Genomic DNA, 17,263 nt, shown 5'->3' on the forward strand with positions numbered 1-17,263 from the left:
TATCATCCTAGCTGTCCCCGCTCTTCGTTCATCCCTTCCCGCGATCTTCCAGGAAGGCGACCAGGTCCTGCCGGACCAGCTCGATATGCTCGACCAGCAGGCCACTGGCTTCTTTCATCGCCCCGGCGCGGCAGAGCCGGATCAGCTCGTTGTGCTCGGTCCGCGCCCGTTCGATCGAGGAGCTGCGCTGCAATTGCAGCCGCGTATAGCGGTCGCTGGTCTGCAAGAGCCCCGAAACGATCGCGAGCGTGCGCGGCTGCGTCGCCCTTGCATAGAGCGCCATGTGGAAATCGGCGTTGAGGACGCCCCAGCGACTGATGTCGCGCGCCGTCATGGCCTCCTCGAACGCGGCTTCCATCCCGGCAACCGCGGCGAAATCCTCCGCCGTCAGCGCCGGCACGGAGCTCGCCAGCAAGCGCGGTTCCAGGAGCTTCCTCAGTTCGAAGACGTCGTTGATCTCATCCAGCGACAGGCCTGAGACGATCGCGCCCTTGTGCGGCACGATCCTGACGAAGCCCTCCGCCTCCAGCTGGAACAGCGCCTCGCGCACCGGGATGCGGCTGACCTCATAGGCCTGGGCCAGCGCGTCCTGCCGCAATTGCGAGCCGGCCGGATAGCTGCCGTCGAGGATCTCCTGGCGGAGCCGGTCGACGATCGCCGAGGACAGGGTGCGGTGCTTCAGGGGAGCGGACATCGCGGGCACCCTAGCTGGTCGCGTCGTGGAAAACCATTGACACGTAGATTTTATACAATCTACAACGCGGCAAGGGGAAGGCAAGAATGAACCAAGAAGCTGTCGCGGCGAAAGGCCGCTCCATGGCCGTGCCGGAGGCAATCGTCGCCTTGTCCGGAGGCCTGCTCCGGGTCGAGCATCGCGCCATCCAGGCGCTGATGTTCCTGCTCTCGGCGCTGATCCTGCTCAACGTCGTTACGCGCTACACCGGCTATCCGATCTACTGGATCGACGAATCCGCGGTTTACAGCGTCGTCTGGCTCACCTTCATCGGCGCTTCCGCGATGACGCGCATGCGGCTCGATTTCGCGGTGACCATGCTGACCGAACGCTTCTCTGAACGTGGCGCGGCGATCTTCCGGGCGATCGCGACGCTCGGCGTCGTCCTGTTCGGCATAGCGCTCGGGGTGATGTGCTGGTTCTGGCTCGATCCGGTGGGCATCGCCCAGGCCGGCTTCGACGCCAGGGAATATGCCGGCCAGTCGTTCAACTTCATCTACACCGAGCGGACCCAGACGCTGAACTGGCCGACCTGGGTGATCTATCTGATCATGCCGCTGTTCGCGCTGTCGATGACGCTGCACGCGCTGGCCAACCTGTTCGAGGACCTCGGCCTCGTCGCCAAGCAGGAACTGCCGGGCTTCGCCGCCAATGCCGACGGGGTGGTGAACTGACATGGCACTAACGATTGGAGCCTTCTTCGGCATCATGCTGGCCGGCGTGCCGATCGCGCTGTGCCTGTGCTTGGGCGCGCTGATCTACATGGCGGCGACCGGCAACATGCAGCTGCTGCCGAACTACCCGCTGCAGATGTTCGGCGGCGTCGACAGCTACGGGCTGATCGCGATCCCGCTCTTCATCCTGATCGGCGAGATCATGAACGGCGGCGGCATCACCCGTCGCATCGTCGACCTCGCCATGGCCTTCGTCGGCTCGCTCAAGGGCGGGCTGGCCTATGTCAACATCCTTGCCAACATGTTCGTCGCCTCGATCCTCGGCTCGGCGACGGCCCAGGTCGCGATCATGGCGCAGGTCATGGTCCCGGAGATGGAGCGCAAGGGCTACGACAAGGACTTCGCCGCCGGCCTCACGGCCTATGGCGGCATGCTCGGCCCGATCATCCCGCCCTCGGTGATGTTCGTGGTCTATGCCGTGCTGGCCCAGGTCTCGGTCAGCGACATGCTGATGGCCGGCATCGTGCCGGGCGTGCTCCTGACCGTCCTGTTCTTCCTGATCATCGCCGGCATGGGCTTCGTCTACAACTACCCGGCCGGTGACAAGCTGACCCTGCGCGAGCGCGTCAGGATCGTGCTGAGCTCGGCCCCGACCCTGCTGATCCCGATCGTCATCGTCGGCTCGATCCTCGGCGGCTTTGCCAATGCGACGGAAGCGGCAGCGGTCGGCTCGGTCGCGGCACTGCTGATCGGCCGCTACTGGACCAGGCAGCTCAAATTCGACCAGTTGCCGCAGATGATGCTGCGCGCCGGCGTCTATTCGGCGATCGTGCTGTTCCTCGTCGCCGCCGCCGCCGTGTTCTCCTGGGTGCTGGTCTACGGCAAGGTTCCGCAGACCGTCGCCGCATCGATCCAGTCGATCGCCAAGGATCCGGTGACCTTCATGCTGCTGGTCAACGTCATCCTGCTGATCATCGGTACGGTGATCGACGGCATTCCCGGCCTGATCATGACGGTACCGATCCTGCTGCCGATCGCGACGGAGGTCTACAATATCGATCCCCGCCATTTCGGCGTGGTCGTGGTGATCAACCTCGTGCTCGGCCTGCTCTCGCCGCCGGTGGGCCTGTGCTTCTTCGTCGCTGCAGCAGTGACCGGCGCCAAGCCCGGCAAGATGTTCCTGGTGACGCTGCCCTTCTTCATCATCTCCTGCGTCCTCCTGGTCCTGCTCTCGATCTACCCATGGCTCTCGCTGGCCCTGGTGAAGTGAACCCGTCCATCAACCAATAAGGGGAGTTCCGTCATGACCATCTCGCGCCGCCATTTGCTCGCTGCCGCCGCGACCCTGCCGATCGCCAAGCCCGCGCTGCTGCTCGCCCAGAGCAAGGATCTGCGCTTGGGCATTCTCACCCCGAACGGCCACCCCTGGAACGTCGCGGCCGTCAAGGTCGGCGAGCGGTTGAAGGCCGAGACCAATGGCCGGCTGAACCTGACGGTCTTCCACTCCGGCCAGCTCGGCAACGAGGCGGCGATGCTGCAGCAGATGCAGTCCGGCGCACTCGACATGGGCTGGATCATGGCCGCCGAGCTCGGCTCGCGCGTCCCGGCGATCGGCGCGATCACCGCGCCCTACATCGTCGACTCCACCGCCAAGATCGCCAAGCTGGTGCGCGACCCCGTCGCGATGAAGCTGTTTGACGTGCTGCCGCGCGAGACCGGCTGCGTCGGCATGGCCTGGGGCATCACCGGCATGCGCGCCGTTTTCGCCGCCAAGGAGATCGATGGCATCGGCGGCATCAAGGGCATGAAGCTGCGCATCAATCCGACGCCGGTCTATCGCGACTTCTACCAACTGCTCGGCGCCGCCCCGACCCCGATCCCGACACCGCAGGTCTTCGACGCCATGACCAATGGTCAGGTCGACGGCCTCGAGGCCGATCTGGAGTTCTCCTGGAACCAGCGCTTCGACAAGGTCTCCAAGACCATCCTGCAGATGAATGCGATCTTCATGCCGGTGATCGCGCTCGCCTCGGGCCGTGTCTGGCAGGGCATGCCGGCGGCTGATCGCGAGCTGATCCAGAAGACGGTCCGCGCCGCGCTCGACGAGCAGATCGACGCGCTCGCTGTCAACGAGCCCAAGCTGGTCGAGCAGTTCAAGGCGGCCGGCGCCAACTTCAAGCTCGCCAACCCGAAGGACGCCGAGGCCGTCATCGCCGAGTTCGACAAGATTTGGCTGCCGAAGGCACCGGTGCTCGCCGATCTGCGCAAGGCCGGCAAGGCGATCACGGCCTGATTTTTTAGGCTATCATCACGGCAGCGGGCGCTCCGCCCGCAGCCGCATTTCCTCCCGTGAGCGGATCCCTGCCATGACCAAGAACATCTTCAGCGGCACCATCCCCGCTTTGATGAGTCCCTGTACCGCCTCGGGCGACGTCGACTACGCCGAGCTGGTGCGCACCGGCCGCCATCTGATCGACGCCGGCATGTCGGCGGTGGTCTATTGCGGCTCGATGGGCGACTGGCCGCTGCTCACCGACGAGCAGCGCATGGAGGGCGTCGAGGCTCTGGTGAAGGGCGGCATACCGCTGATCGTCGGCACCGGCGCGCAGAACCCGAAGCGCGCCGCCGCGCTCGCCGCCCATGCCAAGAAGGCCGGCGCGCAAGGGCTGATGGTGATCCCGCGCGTGCTCTCGCGCGGCTCCTCGCTCCAGGCGCAGCGCGCCCATTTCGAGGGCATCCTGGAAGCGGCCGTCGACCTGCCCTCGGTGATCTACAACAGCCCCTATTACGGCTACGAGACCAAGGCCGACCTGTTCTTCGCGCTGAATGCGCGCTACCCGCATCTCGTCGGCTTCAAGGAGTTCGGCGGCGGCGCGGCGCTGACCTATGCGGCCGAGCACATCACCAATCGCGATCCCAAGCTGACCCTGATGGTCGGCGTCGATACGCAGGTCACGCACGGCTTCATCCGCTGCGGCGCCGGCGGCGCGATCACCGGCATCGGCAATGCCCTGCCCAAGGAGGTGCTGCACCTCGTCGCGCTCTCGCAGAAGGCCGCAGCCGGCGATCCGCAGGCCGAGCGCGATGCGCTCGAGCTGGAGCGGGCGCTCTATGTGCTGTCGTCCTTCGACGAGGGCGTCGACCTCGTGCTCTACTACAAGCACCTGATGGTGCTGGAGGGCCACAAGGCCTATGAGCGCCACTTCAACGAGGCCGACAGGCTCTCCGACGCCCAGCGCAACTATGTCGAGACCGAATGGCGCCGCTTCAAGAGCTGGTACGCCAAGTGGGCGGCTGAGGGGCGGGCTGCCAAGGCGGCGTGAAGCTCGCGCTCCCCTTCTCCCCCTGCGGGAGAAGGTGGCCCGAAGGGCCGGATGAGGGGTCGTTCAGGTCTTTGAGGTTTCCGAAAGCGCGACGCTGAGCAGACGACCAGTGTCGCGCGACCCCCCACCCTCACCCTAACCCTCTCCCGCAAGCGGAGAGGGGACAGGTTGCTCCTGTTCCGGATGCCGCGCATTCCACGCTGCGGCATACTCCGCGCAGAGCCGGTCGAGCTCGGCCCGGTCGGTGACGCCGGCGGGCCGTGCCCGCGAGGGCGAGGCCTGCTGGAACGGCACGGAGCGCTGATGCGCCACGCGCCAGAGCCGGCGCAATTCAACAAGCGGCTCGGCATGGTCGTCGACCCTGATGTCGAAGCTCGGCACCGGCTCGCTTGCCCAGATCCGGATTGCGCAGGATTGCCGGCCGCGCTTGTCGCCGCCTGCCTTCTCGCCGGCTTCGAGCGCCACCAGCAGGCGCTCGTCGAAGTCGAGACCTGAGTTCTCGACATAAGCCTTCAGCGTCTCCTGGACGACCTCCGGCCCGGCGAGCATGTTGCCGGCGACCGAGACCTGCGGCCCGTTCACCGCCCCGCACCAGTCGATGCAGGCATTGCCGGTATAGGACGCGGTGCGGCCGTCGCGATCGATCAGATGGAGTTGCCGATGCGCACGGCCTTCATCGGCCGCGGTCAGATTGGCGATGATCTCGACCGAGGAGCGCCCTTCCTGCAGCAATCGGAGCCCGTCGACGCCGTAGAGCGGGTTGACGAAGGCCTGCGTTGCGATCGCGCCGACCCGGCCGCAGCCATAGGGCACGCGCGCGCCGACGCCGAAGGCGCAGGTCGAGACGGCGACGCCAAAGGCGCCGGTGGCGGCGTCGCGAGCGACGATGGACCATGTCATAGAGGCAGGCCTCCTAGCGCCCGATCGCGTAGGCCTGCATCAGACGCGGGGTCGCTGCCGCGCGCAAGAGGCCATTCGCGCTCTTCTCGGCTGCGGTCAGGCGCCCGACCGTCCAGGCCGGTGCCGTTTCCAGCTTGTGGCCGCGCCGGGTGAGTTCGGCCAGCACCGCCTCGCCGACGCTCTCCTCGACTGCGAGATGGCCCGGCCGCGCCTCGCGCGGATAGAAGGTCGAGGGGAAGTGCTGGGTGTGGAACAGCGGCAGGTCGATCGCCTCCTGCAGATTGAGCCCGTGATGCACCCGGCGCAGGAACATGCCGAGCTGCCATTGCTCCTGCTGGTCGCCGCCCGGCGTGCCGAAGGCGAGACGCGGCTGCCCGTTCTCGAAGGCGATGGTCGGGGTCAGCGTGGTGCGCGGGCGCTTGCCGGGTGCGAGCGAGGAGGGCAGGCCCTCTTCGAGGAAGAAGGCCTGGGCGCGCGAGTTCAACGGGAAGCCGAGCTCCGGGATCACCGGCGAGGATTGCAGCCAGCCGCCCGACGGCGTCGCCGCGACCATGTTGCCCCAGCGGTCGATTACGTCGATATGCACGGTGTCGCCGCGCTGCGAGGAGGCGACCATCGAGGCCAAGGTCGGCTCGCCGACGGTCGCGCTGGTCGTAGCACCATGCTGGCCGGCGATCCGGATATTGGCGAGCGCCTGCGCGACTTGGGCTTCGAATCCCGAGACTGCACCCGGGCGGATTTCGAGCGATGCCTCATTGCCGATCAGGTCGCGCCGGCCGCGGGCATAGTCGTCCGACAGCAGCGTCGCCAGCGGCACCTTCACGAAATCGGGGTCGCCGTAATAGGCCTCGCGATCGGCGAAGGCGAGCTTCATCGCTTCCGCGACGTGATGGATGAACTCCGGGCTCGCCGGACCCATGGCGGAAAGGTCGAAGCCTTCGAGGATCTTCAGCGTCTGCAGGAAGACCGGGCCCTGGCCCCAGGGGCCGATCTTGAAGACCTCCCAGTCATGATAGGTCACGCTCGCCGGCGCCTCGTAATGCGGTGCCCAGCCGGCCATGTCCTGCGCCGTGAGCAGGCCCTTATGCCGGCGGCCGGTCGAATCCATCGGCGCTTCCGTGCGGCAGAAGGCGTCCATCGCCTCGGCGACGAAGCCCTTGTACCAGGCATCGTAGGCGGCCTGGATCTGCTTCTGGCGGTCACCGCCGGCAGCTTCCGCCTCGGCGAGGATGCGCTTGTAGGTCGCGGCCGCGGCCGGGTTGCGGAAGAGCTCGCGCGCCTTCGGGGCATTACCGCCGGGCAGGTAGACGGCGCCGGAGGTCGGCCATTCCCCGGTGAAGAGGTCGCTGAGGCCCGCGATCGTGTCGGAGACGCGCGGCAGCATCGGATGGCCGTTCTCGAAATAGCCGATCGCCGGCTCCAGCACCTCGCGCAGGGGCAAGCGGCCATGGTCGCGCAGCATCGTCATCCAGCCGCCGAAGGCGCCGGGGATCACGGTCGAGAGCAGGCCGTCGCCGGGGATGATGTCGATGCCGAGGTCCTTGTAGGCCTTGATCGTCGCGGCCGCCGGCGCCGGCCCCTGGGCGCAGAGCACTTCGACCTTCTTGGTCTCGGCGGAATAGAACACCGCCGGCATGTCGCCGGCCGGGCCAACCAGATGCGGCTCGACCACCTGCAGCACGAAGGCGGCGGCGGCGCAGGCGTCGAAGGCGTTGCCGCCCTTCTCCAGCATCGCCATGCCGGACGCGGTTGCGAGCCAATGCGTCGAGGTGACGACGCCGAAGGTGCCGAGGATCTCGGGGCGGGTGGTGAACATGGTTGGTTCCTTAGGCGGTAGGATCAGGATTCTTTGGGATCGAGCGCGTCGCGCAGGCCGTCGCCGAGCAGGTTGAAGCCGAGGACCGCCAGGAAGATGGCGACGCCGGGCGCCACCGACATCCACGGCGCCTGCTCCATGAAATTCTTGGCGACGTTGAGCATCTGGCCCCAGGACGGCGAGGGCGGCTGCTGGCCGAGGCCGAGGAAGGACAGGGCGGCTTCGAGCACGATCGCCTGCGCCATGAACAGCGTCGACTGCACGATGATCGGCGAGAGCGTGTTCGGCGCGACATGGCGGAAGAGGATGTAGAGCTTGCCGCCGCCGATGGCGCGGGCGCCGTCGACGAATTCCTCGTTCTTGATCGCCAGCACTTGTCCGCGCACCAGCCGGATCAGGATCGGCGCGAAGGAGAGGCCGATCGCGATCATCGCATTGGTCAGCGACGGGCCGAGCACGGCGGCGAGGGCGATCGCCAGGATCAGGAAGGGGCAGGCGAGCAGCGCCTCGGTGACGCGCGAGATCACCACGTCGATCCAGCCGCCATACCAGCCGGCGATCAGGCCGATCGGGACCCCGACCGCAAGCGCAATTGCGACCGAGATGATGCCGGCGAGCAGCGAGGCCTGCGCCCCGAAGACGAGCCGCGAGACCTGATCGCGCCCGAGCTCGTCGGTGCCGAACCAGTAGAGCTCGGAGGGCGGCTTGCGGATGGCGAGGAAATTCGACTTCAAGGGGTCGGCGAGCGGCAGCAGCGGCGCCAGCAGCGCCATGGCGACGAAGATGAGCACGATCATCCCGCCGATCCGGGCCGAGCGGCTGCGCAGCAGCTTGCGCAACGAGCCGCGGCCCTGGAGGTTTGCGCCAGTGGCGCGGACGGTCATCGCGCCCATCAGCTGTCCCTCAGGCGCGGGTTGACGAGGATGTAGAGGACGTCCGCGAGGAGGTTCATCGCGATGAAGCCGATCGCGGTGCAGAGCACCACGCCCTGGACGACGCCATAGTCGCGGTTGAAGACGGCATCGACGATCAGCTTGCCGAAGCCGGGGATGGTGAAGACCTGCTCGGTCAGCACCGCGCCGGCGAGCAATTCGCCGAACAGGATCGTCGACAGGGTGATGATCGGCACCAGCGCGTTGCGCAACGCGTGCCGGTTGATCACCGCATCCTCGGCGAGGCCCTTGGCGCGCGCGGTCCGGACATAGTCGGACTGCAGCACTTCGAGCATCGCCGAGCGGGTGTGGCGCATCAGCGATGCGGCGAGCCCGCCGCCGAGCACGAAGGCCGGCATGATCAATCGCTCGATCGCGGCGCGCGGGTCAGTGAAGATCGATTCGAAGCCCGAGGCCGGCAGCCAGCGCAGCTCGACCGAGACCAGCAGGATCAGCATGATCCCGAGCCAGAAATGCGGCACCGAGAGGCCGAACAGCGCGACCGCGCTCGCCGAATAGTCTGCGAGCGTATCCTTGCGCCTGGCAGCGATGATGCCGGCGGGGATGCCGATGCCGACCGCGACCAGCATCGAGGCGACGGCAAGCTGGAAGGTGACGCCGAGCTTCTGGATGATCAGCCCGAGCACCGGCTCGCCGGTGCGCAGCGAGCGGCCGAAATCGCCCTGGATCACTTGGCCGAGCCAGGCGAAGAACTGCACCACGATCGGATCGTCGAGCCGGTAGATCTGGCGCAGGCGCGCGATCACCTCGGGGTCGCGCTCCTCGCCGGCGATGACCAGGAACGGGTCGCCCGGCAGCGCCCTTTGCAGGGCGAAGACGAACAGCGACACCAGGAACAGCGTCGGGATCGCGATCAGGAGCCGCCGGCCGATCAGGGCGAGCATGGCGTGCTCTGGCTGATTTCCCCTCCCCCTTGCGGGGAGGGGCTAGAGGTGGGGGGCGAAAAGCCTGGGCGAGCAATCGCGATGAAGGACGGCATGGCCAATGCCAGGGCAGTCGTCCCGATGCCGTGAGCCAAGCGGGACGCCCCCCATCCCTCTCCCTTCCCCGCAAGGGGGAAGGGAAGAGCCTCGATCGGCTGCCGTATCGATGTCACGACCGCTTCAGCCCCGAGAGCCGGATCAGACCGTCGGGGTTGATCACGAAGCCCTGGATGTTGGCGCGCAGCGCGAAGAAGACGGTCTGGTTGTAGAGATAGACGATCGGCAATTCGTCCTGGAGGATCTTCTGCGCCGCGTCATAGCGCTTCTTGCGCTCGGCGACGTCGTAGATCGTGCGGGCCTCGTCGAGCAGCTTGTCGACCTCGGCATTGGAATATTTGCCGTCGTTCTGATTGCCTTTGGTCGTCACGAACGGATGGATGTTGCCGTCCGGATCGATGCGGCCGGACCAGCCGATCCGGCTCATCTGGAACTTGCCCTGCTGCTGGTCGCGCAATTGGCTGGCGAACTCGCTGGAGCGGATCTGGATGCCGATGCCGGCTTCCTGCGCCATCGCCTGGATCACCTGGCCGAGCTGGGCGTCGACCGGGTTGTTGGTGACGAAGAGCTCGACCGAAACCTTGCTCTGCCCGGCTTCCTTGAGCAGCGCCTTGGCCTTGGCGACGTCGCGCTCCGGCACGGGCAAAGCAGCGGAGAGATATTGGTTGCCGGGGTTGAAGGGCTGGTTCATCGGCGCATAGAGCCCCTCGAACACCACCTGGCTCAGCACCTTCCGGTCGATCGACAGCGACAGCGCCTGCCGGACGCGCTTGTCCTTGCCCATGGGCTGGTTGGCGGCGTCGGTGTGGTTGGTGTTGATGGTGATGCCCTGATAGCCGAGATTGGCTGTGCTCTGGACCTTGAGGTTCTTGTCGCCCTGCGCCGATTTCACATCGGTCGGAGCCAGCCGCTCCAGCATGTCGAGCTCGCCGGCGCGCAAATTGGCGAGGCGGACGGTGGTGTCGGGGATGGCGCGGTAGACGATCCGGTCGAACTGGTACTTGTCGGCTTCCCAGTGTCCCTTGAACTTCTCCAGCACGATCCGGTCGTTCTGGACGCGCTCGACGAACTGATAAGGCCCGGAGCAGACCGGCTTGGCCGAGATGTCGGGGCCGAGGCTCTTCGGCGACAGCATCATGCCGGCGCGGTCGGTGAGCTGGGAGAGCAGCGTCGCATCCGGGCGCTTCAGCTTGAAGACGAGTGTCGCGGGATCAGGCGCGCTGACGCTATCGACCGAGGCGAGCTCGGATTTCCGCAGCGAATCCGGCAGCGTCATTGCCCGCTCGATATTGGCCTTGGCCGCCTCGGCGTTGAAGCTCTCGCCGTCATGGAACTTGGCGTCGCTGCGCAGCTTCATCGTCAGCGTCAGGCCGTCAGCTGAGAACGACCATTCGGTCGCCAGCCGCGGGATGATCTTCAGCTCGGGATCGATGTCGACGAGCCGGTCGCAAAGCCCCATGAAGACGATGCGGCCGACGAAGGTGCGCGCCTTGTGCGGATCGAGGACGTCGGGGTCCTCCTGCAGGCCGACGCGCAAGGTCGAAGGCGATTGGGCGAGTGCCGGAAGTGCGGCGAGGCCGAACAAGGCGGCCGACGCCAGCAGGACGATACGTTTCATCGCTGTTCCCCTCATCGTTGTCTTGCTGTGTCGTCAGCCCGTTGGCCGGGCGCCATCGCTCTTGCGGCGATCTCCGGAACTTTGCGTGTCGATCTGTCGTTGGTCCCGTTCGGTACCAAGCTGGCGCATTTTGAGGAGATCGTCGATAGGCTCGGCCTGCTCCCGCACAACCTTGCCATCGCAGGAACAGGCGAAGCTTGCTGCACACGCGGGCGGAGTGTTCGCTAAGCCTTTGAGTTTATTAACCCGCAAGGACTTCGCGCAAATTCGGCTCCGGCCAAAAATGCGGCACCGATCTGATCGGGCGGCATCGATGCGGCACCAGCGGAGAGCGGCGCCCTACGTGGTCCAGTCGACGAGCGAGACCGGCTCTCCCTTTCGCCCGGCTTCCTGAATGGCGAGGCAGAGGGCCACGGCGTTGCGCGCTTCGACGAGGCTGAGCGACGGCTCGCCCTCGCCGGCAAAGGAGGCGAGCGCGAAAGCAAGGTTCTGTTCGAGCTCGAACAGCTCGCCGGAGAAGGCGATCGGGCGCTCGCGGGCATCGCTCTCATCGGCGGCCTGGACCCAGAGCGAGAAGCTCGGATGCTCGGCGCGATCGAAGGCGCCGCTCCAGCTCGTGCGGATCGCGCCCGCGCTGCCGGCGATCTCGAGCAGGGAATGGTGCTGGAAGCCGGCGAGGCACTGTGTCACCAGCGCGCTCGAACCATCCGGCCAGTCGAGCAGGGCCGAGAGCGTCTGCGGCATCGCCGAGCCGTCGCTGGCGCGCGCCGTGACGCGGTCGGGCAGGCCGTTCTCCCTTGCGTACCACATCACGAGATCGACGAAGTGGACCAGCTCTTCCAGGCTGTAGGAACCGACCCGCGCTTCGTCCTGCCGCCAGCCGCCGGAGCCAGGCCGAAAGGGGCGGCGGAACAGCGAGAGATGCTGATGCGTCACGCGCCCGATCTCGCCACCGGCGATGATCTCGCGCACCTGCCGCCATTGCTGCGACACCCGCAATTCGTGATTGACCGCGACCTTGCGGCCGCTCTCCCGCGCCGCGGCGAGGACCGCGTCGCATTCGGCCAGGGTGACGCCGAGCGGCTTTTCCAGGATGACGTGCTTGCCCGCCTTCAGGGCGGCGACGGCGCTGCGGGCATGCAGATGGTTCGGCACGGCGATCGCGACGACGTCGAGCGGCAGCGTGATCAGGTCCTCGAAGCTGCGGACGACCACGGCTTCAGGATAAGCGGATGCGGCAGCCTGCGCCGTCACATCGCCATGGCAGAAGATGGCGGCGAGCTCCGCGCCCGGAAGCTGCGCATAGACCCGCGCATGCATGCGCCCCCAGGCGCCGAACCCTGCGAGCCCGACCCGCATGACGGTCAAGCCTTCTTCGTGGTGATGCCGTCGGCGACGCCACGGAAGCGCGTCGCTGCCGCATCGGCATTGCGCAGGAGCAGCGAGAAGTCGTTGGCGACCGAGACGAAGTCGAAGCCGGAGCGGATATGGCGCTCGGAGATCTCGTCATTGGGCGCGAGTGCGCCGACCGCCTTGCCGAGAGGCCGGCAGCGCCGGAGCCCGTCCTCGATCGCGGCAGTGACGTCGGGATGGGCGGCCTGCCCAGGCATGCCCATGCTGGCGGCGAGATCGCCCGGTCCGAAGAAGACGGCATCGACCCCGTCCACCGCGGCGATCTCCTCGCAGCGCTCGAGCGCTTCCTTGGTCTCGATCTGGACGATGAGGAAGAGCGACTGGCTCGCCTGCACCGCATAGTCCTTGAAGCGCGTGTAACGGCTGGCCCGATGCATCGCGGCGATGCCGCGAATGCCGTGCGGCGGATAGCGCAGCGACTGGACGGCGCGGGCGGCCTCTTCCGGCGTCTGCACGAAGGGCAGCATCAGCGTGGCGATGCCGGCGTCGAGATGCTGCTTGATCAGCAGGGGATCGTTCCAGAGCAGCCGCACGATCGGGATGGTCGGCGTCGCGGCGATGGCGCGGCAATGCGCCATCGCATCGTGCAGCGAGACCGGCGCGTGCTCGCCGTCGACCAGCAGCCAGTCATAGCCGGACCAGCCGAGCGCCTCCGTCGCATCCACGCTGTTCAGCATCGACCAGATGCCCACCAGTGGGCGGCCCTGGCGCATCGCTTCGCGAAAGGGGTTGGGCCGGGTGGCGTGGCTGTCGCTGGCGGTCATGGGCGTCTCTCCCGGGGATGGCGAGGTCGGGTTGGTAGGCGTGAAAAAGCTGGCGCCCGGCCTTCGGGGCGGTCTAAGCCGGCATGAGGACGAGCCGGAGCGCGCTGGACATGGCCTACCCGTCGGATGAGGTCGTCATCACTGCTGTGAGGGCAGTGGCGGTACGCGCGCCGATCGAGACGCATGTGCGGACCTCCTTCGGCATCATGCGCGATCGGCCCGCGGTCTTCGTCGAGGTCGAGGACGACAGCGGCAATCGCGGCCTCGGCGAGATCTGGTGCAACTTCCCCTCGGTCGGCGCCGAGCACAGGGCGCGCCTCGTGCTGGAGACGGCCGGGCCTCTGCTGCAGCAGCTGTCGCCACTGCCGGTCGGCGAGGTCTTCGCGAGGTTGATGGACAGGCTGCATGTCCTCGCTATCCAGTCCGGCGAATGGGGGCCGCTGCGCCAGGTCTGCGCCGGGCTCGACATCGCCTGCCATGATCTGGCGGCTCGGCGCGCGGGGCTGCCGCTCTATGCCTATCTCGACGGGCAGGCCTCGGGCGTGGTCGGCGCCTATGCGAGCGGCATCGGCCCGGAAGCGCCGGCTGAGGTCGCGGCGCGTGAGTTGGCGCGAGGCCATGAATGCTTCAAGCTGAAAGTCGGTTTCGGTACGGAGACCGATATCCGCTCGCTCGATGCGATCCGCGGCGCGATCGGCGATCGCCGGCTGATGATCGACGCCAACCAGGGCTGGAGCCTCGACCAGGCGATCGCGCATGGCAGGCGCTTCGCCGATTACCGGCTCGACTGGCTGGAGGAGCCCTTGCGGGCCGACCGCCCGCTCGATGAGTGGCGCGCTCTGCACGAGGCGATGCCGATCGCGATCGCCGCCGGCGAGAACATGAACGCGGTCGCGGAGTTCGAGGCGGCGATCGCTTCGGGGCTGTTCAGCTTCCTGCAGCCGGACGCTGCGAAATGGGGCGGCCTGAGCGGTTGTCTCGCGGTGGCCCGGGCTGCTCGCGCGGCCGGTCTGATCTACTGCCCGCATTATCTCGGCGGCGGTGTCGGCCTGCTCGCCTCGGCCCATCTGCTCGCGGCGGCGGGCGGCGAGGGGCTGCTGGAGATCGACACGAACCCGAACCCGTGGCGCGATAATCTGATCTCGGGCCTGATGCCCCTCTCCGGAGGCTGGGTGACGCTGAGCCAGCGGCCGGGCATCGGCCTGGCCGACGATCTGGAGGGCATCGTCGCGCGCGCGGCGTAGGGGAGGGCTCACGTGCTGCCCCGCCTCACCAGCTCGAAGCCGAGATCGTGGACGCCGCCGGTCGGCAGGCTGCCGGCGATGCGCTCGCGCAGCACCTCGGCGATCTTCAGGCCGATCGCCCGCCGCGGCAGGCTGACCGTGCTGAGACCGGGCTCACAGGCGGCAGCGAAATCGACATCGCCGACGCCGCAGATTTTAAGCCGGTCCGGCACCGACCAGCCCAGCCGCTGCGCCTCGAACAGGGCGCCGAGCGCGACGATATCGTTGGTGCAGAGCACGGCATCGACATCGGGGTGCCCAGCCATCAGCTCGGCAAAGGCCTTGGCGCCTCTGACCGAGGTCGGCAGGCCGGGGAGCTGCACCTCGGCGGGAGGCTCGTAGCCGATGCTCAGCGCCGTCTCGAAGAAACCGGCGCGCCTGGAATCGGCGCGATAATCGCGCTGGTGCATGGCGCCGACGAAGCCGAGCCGTCTGGCGCCACGCTCCTTGAAATGCCGGGCGACCGCGACGCCGATGTCGCGCTGGGAGAAGCCGATCGCCGTGTCGATCGGATTGTCGGTCAATTCCCACATCTCGACGATCGGCACGTCGGTGTCGAGCAGAGCGCGCATCGCGCCGCGACTGTGCCGGCAGCCAGTGATGACCAGTGCGGCTGGTGACCAAGCCAGCATCGAGGCGATCAGCCGCTCCTCGGTCTCCAGCTCGTAATGGCTGTTGCCGATCAGGAGCTGGTAGCCCGCGCCGGCCAACCCTTCCTCGATCGCTTCGAGCGTCACCGAGAAAAAGGCGTTGATCATCGAGGGGATGATCACGCCGATCGTCTTGCTGCGGGCGCTGGCGAGTGCACCGGCCATCAGGTTCGGCCGATAGGAGAGATGGTCGACCGCGGCTGCGATCTTGCCACGAACCTCGGGAGAGACGAGTTCGGGCTGGCGCAGCGCGCGCGAGACGGTCGCGGTCGAGACGCCGGCGATGCGCGCGACATCGGCCATGCGCGGACGCGCCGTGCCGGAGCGCTCGCGCATGGCGGGCGCCTGCCTGGTCTTCTCCGCTTCCTTGCCGCCCTTCATCAGAAGATGCCCGGCTCGGCCGTGGGTGGGCCGTGCTCGAGGAAATCGAAATCGCAGCCCTTGTCGGCCTGCGTTACCGTGCGCTGGAACAGCATGCCGTAGCCGCGGCCATAGAGCGGCGGCGGCTCCTTCCAGGCGGCCCGGCGGCGGGCAAGCTCGGCCTCACCGACCAGCATGTCGAGGCGCCGGTTCGGCACGTCGAGAACGATCTCGTCGCCGGTCTGGACCAAGGCAAGGGGCCCGCCGACATGCGATTCCGGTGCGACATGCAGCACGCAGGTGCCGTAATGGGTGCCGCTCATGCGCGCATCTGAAATGCGGACCATGTCGCGCACGCCCTTGGCGAGCAGCTTCTTCGGCAGGGCCAGCGCCCCCCATTCCGGCATGCCCGGCGCGCCGACCGGGCCGGCGCCGCGCAGGATCAGCACGCTGGTCTCGTCGACATCGAGATCGGGATCCTCGACGCCCCTGGCGAGGGCGGCGGGACCGTCGAAGACGACCGCCTTGCCGCGATGGACGAGCAGCTCCGGGGTCGCGGCCGAGGGTTTGATCACCGCGCCGTTCGGGGCGAGATTGCCGCGCAGCACGGCGATGGCGGGCATCGCGCTGACCGGGTTCGAGAGCGGGCGGATGACGTCCTCGTCGACGATCCGCGCCCGTTCCAAGGCTTCGCCAAGCGTCTGGCCGAGGACGTTGCGGGCGCCAAGGTCGAGCCGATCCGTCAGCCGCGACATCAGCCCGCCAAGGCCGCCGGCGAAGTAGAAATCCTCCATCAGGAAATTCCCGGCCGGGAAGACATTGGCGAGGATCGGCGTCTGCCGGGCGATCGCGTCGAAATCGTCGAGCGAGATCGACAGGCCTGCCCGCCGCGCCATGGCGATGAGATGGATCGCCGCATTGGTCGAGCCCGACAGGGCGACATCGACATGCAGCGCGTTGCGCACCGAGCCCTGCGTCAGGATTTGCGAGGGCTTCAGGTCCTCCCAGACCATCTCGACGATCCGCTCGCCGCAGGCCGAGGCCATGCGGGTATGGGCCGAATCCATGGCAGGGATGCTGGAGGCGAACGGCAATGTCAGCCCGAGCGCATCGGCGATCGACGTCATCGTCGAGGCCGTGCCCATGGTGTTGCAGGTGCCGGGCGAGCGCGTCGAGATGCCCTCGATCTCGACCAGCTCGGTCTCGCTGAGCTTCCCGGCGCGATACTCGTTCCAGTATTTCATGGTGTGCGTGCCGGCGCCGACGCGCGTGCCGCGCCAGCTGCTGTTGAGCATCGGTCCGGCCGGGCAGAAGATCGCCGGCAGGTCCATGCTGAGCGCGCCCATCAGCAGGCCGGGCGTGGTCTTGTCGCAGCCGCCGAGCAGCACGGCGCCGTCGATCGGGTGCTGGCGCAGCAGCTCCTCCGCCTCCATAGCGAGGAGGTTGCGGTAGAGCATGGTGGTCGGCTTCACCATGACCTCGCCGAGCGACAGGGCCGGCAATTCGACCGGATGGCCGCCGGCGCGGATCACCCCGCGCTTCACCGCTTCGGCGCGCTCGCGCAGATGCGCATGGCAGGGCGAGAGGTCGCTCCAGGTGTTCAGGATCGCGATCACCGGCCGGCCCATGAACTCCTCGCGTCGCAGGCCCATCTGCTGCATGCGCTGGCGATGGGCGAAGGCGCGCATGCCTTCAGCCGAATACCAGCGCGCGCTGCGCAATTCTTCAGGGCGGCGGGACGGCAAGGGCATGAACTCCACGGCGAGGCGACGTGCTAGATGACATCGCTTTCATAA

15 protein-coding genes are annotated in these 17,263 nt (G+C 67.3%); 5 read left to right on the top strand and 10 right to left on the bottom strand.

Translation table 11 applies throughout. The features are described 5' to 3' along the window. Positions 1 to 28: 28 nt before the first annotated feature. Complete coding sequence (locus AC3WLC_RS18685; RefSeq protein WP_493685425.1) at positions 29 to 694, bottom strand: GntR family transcriptional regulator; 666 nt, start codon at positions 692 to 694, stop codon at positions 29 to 31. A gap of 86 nt (positions 695 to 780) precedes the next feature. On the opposite strand from AC3WLC_RS18685, the gene AC3WLC_RS18690 reads away from it, so the two are divergent. From AC3WLC_RS18690 to AC3WLC_RS18705, 4 genes are all read left to right on the top strand, one after another. Continuing rightward, positions 781 to 1,407 carry a TRAP transporter small permease gene (locus AC3WLC_RS18690; RefSeq protein WP_493685426.1) on the top strand — a complete coding sequence of 209 codons (627 nt, stop codon included), beginning with the start codon at positions 781 to 783 and terminating at the stop codon, positions 1,405 to 1,407. Between the two features lies 1 nt (position 1,408). Next, positions 1,409 to 2,677 (top strand): TRAP transporter large permease, encoded by a 1,269-nt coding sequence (locus AC3WLC_RS18695; RefSeq protein WP_493685427.1) that lies wholly within the window; start codon positions 1,409 to 1,411, stop codon positions 2,675 to 2,677. A gap of 33 nt (positions 2,678 to 2,710) precedes the next feature. Continuing rightward, on the top strand, positions 2,711 to 3,700 hold the full coding sequence (locus AC3WLC_RS18700; protein ID WP_493685428.1) for a TRAP transporter substrate-binding protein: 990 nt from the start codon (positions 2,711 to 2,713) through the stop codon (positions 3,698 to 3,700). Positions 3,701 to 3,773: 73 nt separating this feature from the next. Continuing rightward, positions 3,774 to 4,730, top strand: a complete 957-nt coding sequence (locus AC3WLC_RS18705) for a dihydrodipicolinate synthase family protein (RefSeq protein ID WP_493685429.1) — start codon at positions 3,774 to 3,776, stop codon at positions 4,728 to 4,730. A 135-nt stretch (positions 4,731 to 4,865) separates the two neighbouring features. Here AC3WLC_RS18705 and AC3WLC_RS18710 read toward each other — a convergent pair whose 3' ends face one another. The 7 genes from AC3WLC_RS18710 to AC3WLC_RS18740 all read right to left on the bottom strand — a co-directional run bounded on the left by AC3WLC_RS18710 (position 4,866) and on the right by AC3WLC_RS18740 (position 13,174). After that, positions 4,866 to 5,630, bottom strand: a complete 765-nt coding sequence (locus AC3WLC_RS18710) for a DUF1028 domain-containing protein (protein WP_493685430.1) — start codon at positions 5,628 to 5,630, stop codon at positions 4,866 to 4,868. 13 nt (positions 5,631 to 5,643) lie between these two features. Next, positions 5,644 to 7,446: a gamma-glutamyltransferase family protein gene (locus AC3WLC_RS18715; RefSeq protein ID WP_493685431.1), complete on the bottom strand. Its 1,803-nt coding sequence runs from the start codon at positions 7,444 to 7,446 to the stop codon at positions 5,644 to 5,646. A gap of 23 nt (positions 7,447 to 7,469) precedes the next feature. After that, positions 7,470 to 8,339 (bottom strand): ABC transporter permease, encoded by an 870-nt coding sequence (locus AC3WLC_RS18720; RefSeq protein WP_493685432.1) that lies wholly within the window; start codon positions 8,337 to 8,339, stop codon positions 7,470 to 7,472. After that, positions 8,339 to 9,283, bottom strand: a complete 945-nt coding sequence (locus tag AC3WLC_RS18725; RefSeq protein ID WP_493685433.1) for an ABC transporter permease — start codon at positions 9,281 to 9,283, stop codon at positions 8,339 to 8,341. The genes AC3WLC_RS18720 and AC3WLC_RS18725 overlap by 1 nt, the downstream gene beginning before the upstream one ends. 208 nt (positions 9,284 to 9,491) lie before the next feature. Further along, positions 9,492 to 10,997 carry an ABC transporter substrate-binding protein gene (locus AC3WLC_RS18730; RefSeq protein WP_493685434.1) on the bottom strand — a complete coding sequence of 502 codons (1,506 nt, stop codon included), beginning with the start codon at positions 10,995 to 10,997 and terminating at the stop codon, positions 9,492 to 9,494. A gap of 339 nt (positions 10,998 to 11,336) precedes the next feature. After that, complete coding sequence (locus AC3WLC_RS18735) at positions 11,337 to 12,356, bottom strand: Gfo/Idh/MocA family protein (protein ID WP_493686084.1); 1,020 nt, start codon at positions 12,354 to 12,356, stop codon at positions 11,337 to 11,339. 5 nt (positions 12,357 to 12,361) lie between these two features. Then, a complete protein-coding gene (locus AC3WLC_RS18740) occupies positions 12,362 to 13,174 on the bottom strand; it encodes an HpcH/HpaI aldolase family protein (protein ID WP_493685435.1) in 813 nt (270 codons plus the stop codon). Between the two features lie 110 nt (positions 13,175 to 13,284). Between AC3WLC_RS18740 and AC3WLC_RS18745 the strand changes: the two genes are divergently transcribed. Continuing rightward, the gene (locus tag AC3WLC_RS18745; RefSeq protein WP_493685436.1) at positions 13,285 to 14,418 is read left to right on the top strand and encodes a mandelate racemase/muconate lactonizing enzyme family protein; all 1,134 of its coding nucleotides are present in this window, start codon (positions 13,285 to 13,287) and stop codon (positions 14,416 to 14,418) included. 8 nt (positions 14,419 to 14,426) lie between these two features. Here AC3WLC_RS18745 and AC3WLC_RS18750 read toward each other — a convergent pair whose 3' ends face one another. Both AC3WLC_RS18750 and araD read right to left on the bottom strand, forming a co-directional pair. Next, a complete protein-coding gene (locus AC3WLC_RS18750) occupies positions 14,427 to 15,488 on the bottom strand; it encodes a LacI family DNA-binding transcriptional regulator (RefSeq protein WP_493685437.1) in 1,062 nt (353 codons plus the stop codon). Further along, a complete protein-coding gene (gene araD, locus AC3WLC_RS18755; RefSeq protein ID WP_493685438.1) occupies positions 15,488 to 17,218 on the bottom strand; it encodes an L-arabinonate dehydratase in 1,731 nt (576 codons plus the stop codon). Before araD ends, AC3WLC_RS18750 begins: the two co-directional genes overlap by 1 nt. Between the last annotated feature and the right edge of the window lie 45 nt (positions 17,219 to 17,263).

Source organism: Allobosea sp. GW821-FHT03A12, assembly GCF_058986765.1.

What these genes read in the sequence shown, in the direction of transcription:
- AC3WLC_RS18700 (WP_493685428.1), top strand. Translation starts at nt 2,711, where the DNA reads ATGACCATCTCGCGCCGCCATTTGCTCGCTGCCGCCGCGACCCTGCCG.
- AC3WLC_RS18685 (WP_493685425.1), bottom strand. Translation starts at nt 694, where the DNA reads ATGTCCGCTCCCCTGAAGCACCGCACCCTGTCCTCGGCGATCGTCGAC.
- AC3WLC_RS18690 (WP_493685426.1), top strand. Translation starts at nt 781, where the DNA reads ATGAACCAAGAAGCTGTCGCGGCGAAAGGCCGCTCCATGGCCGTGCCG.
- AC3WLC_RS18695 (WP_493685427.1), top strand. Translation starts at nt 1,409, where the DNA reads ATGGCACTAACGATTGGAGCCTTCTTCGGCATCATGCTGGCCGGCGTG.
- AC3WLC_RS18725 (WP_493685433.1), bottom strand. Translation starts at nt 9,283, where the DNA reads ATGCTCGCCCTGATCGGCCGGCGGCTCCTGATCGCGATCCCGACGCTG.
- AC3WLC_RS18715 (WP_493685431.1), bottom strand. Translation starts at nt 7,446, where the DNA reads ATGTTCACCACCCGCCCCGAGATCCTCGGCACCTTCGGCGTCGTCACC.
- AC3WLC_RS18740 (WP_493685435.1), bottom strand. Translation starts at nt 13,174, where the DNA reads ATGACCGCCAGCGACAGCCACGCCACCCGGCCCAACCCCTTTCGCGAA.
- AC3WLC_RS18745 (WP_493685436.1), top strand. Translation starts at nt 13,285, where the DNA reads ATGGCCTACCCGTCGGATGAGGTCGTCATCACTGCTGTGAGGGCAGTG.
- araD (WP_493685438.1), bottom strand. Translation starts at nt 17,218, where the DNA reads ATGCCCTTGCCGTCCCGCCGCCCTGAAGAATTGCGCAGCGCGCGCTGG.
- AC3WLC_RS18735 (WP_493686084.1), bottom strand. Translation starts at nt 12,356, where the DNA reads ATGCGGGTCGGGCTCGCAGGGTTCGGCGCCTGGGGGCGCATGCATGCG.
- AC3WLC_RS18705 (WP_493685429.1), top strand. Translation starts at nt 3,774, where the DNA reads ATGACCAAGAACATCTTCAGCGGCACCATCCCCGCTTTGATGAGTCCC.
- AC3WLC_RS18750 (WP_493685437.1), bottom strand. Translation starts at nt 15,488, where the DNA reads ATGAAGGGCGGCAAGGAAGCGGAGAAGACCAGGCAGGCGCCCGCCATG.
- AC3WLC_RS18730 (WP_493685434.1), bottom strand. Translation starts at nt 10,997, where the DNA reads ATGAAACGTATCGTCCTGCTGGCGTCGGCCGCCTTGTTCGGCCTCGCC.
- AC3WLC_RS18720 (WP_493685432.1), bottom strand. Translation starts at nt 8,339, where the DNA reads ATGGGCGCGATGACCGTCCGCGCCACTGGCGCAAACCTCCAGGGCCGC.
- AC3WLC_RS18710 (WP_493685430.1), bottom strand. Translation starts at nt 5,630, where the DNA reads ATGACATGGTCCATCGTCGCTCGCGACGCCGCCACCGGCGCCTTTGGC.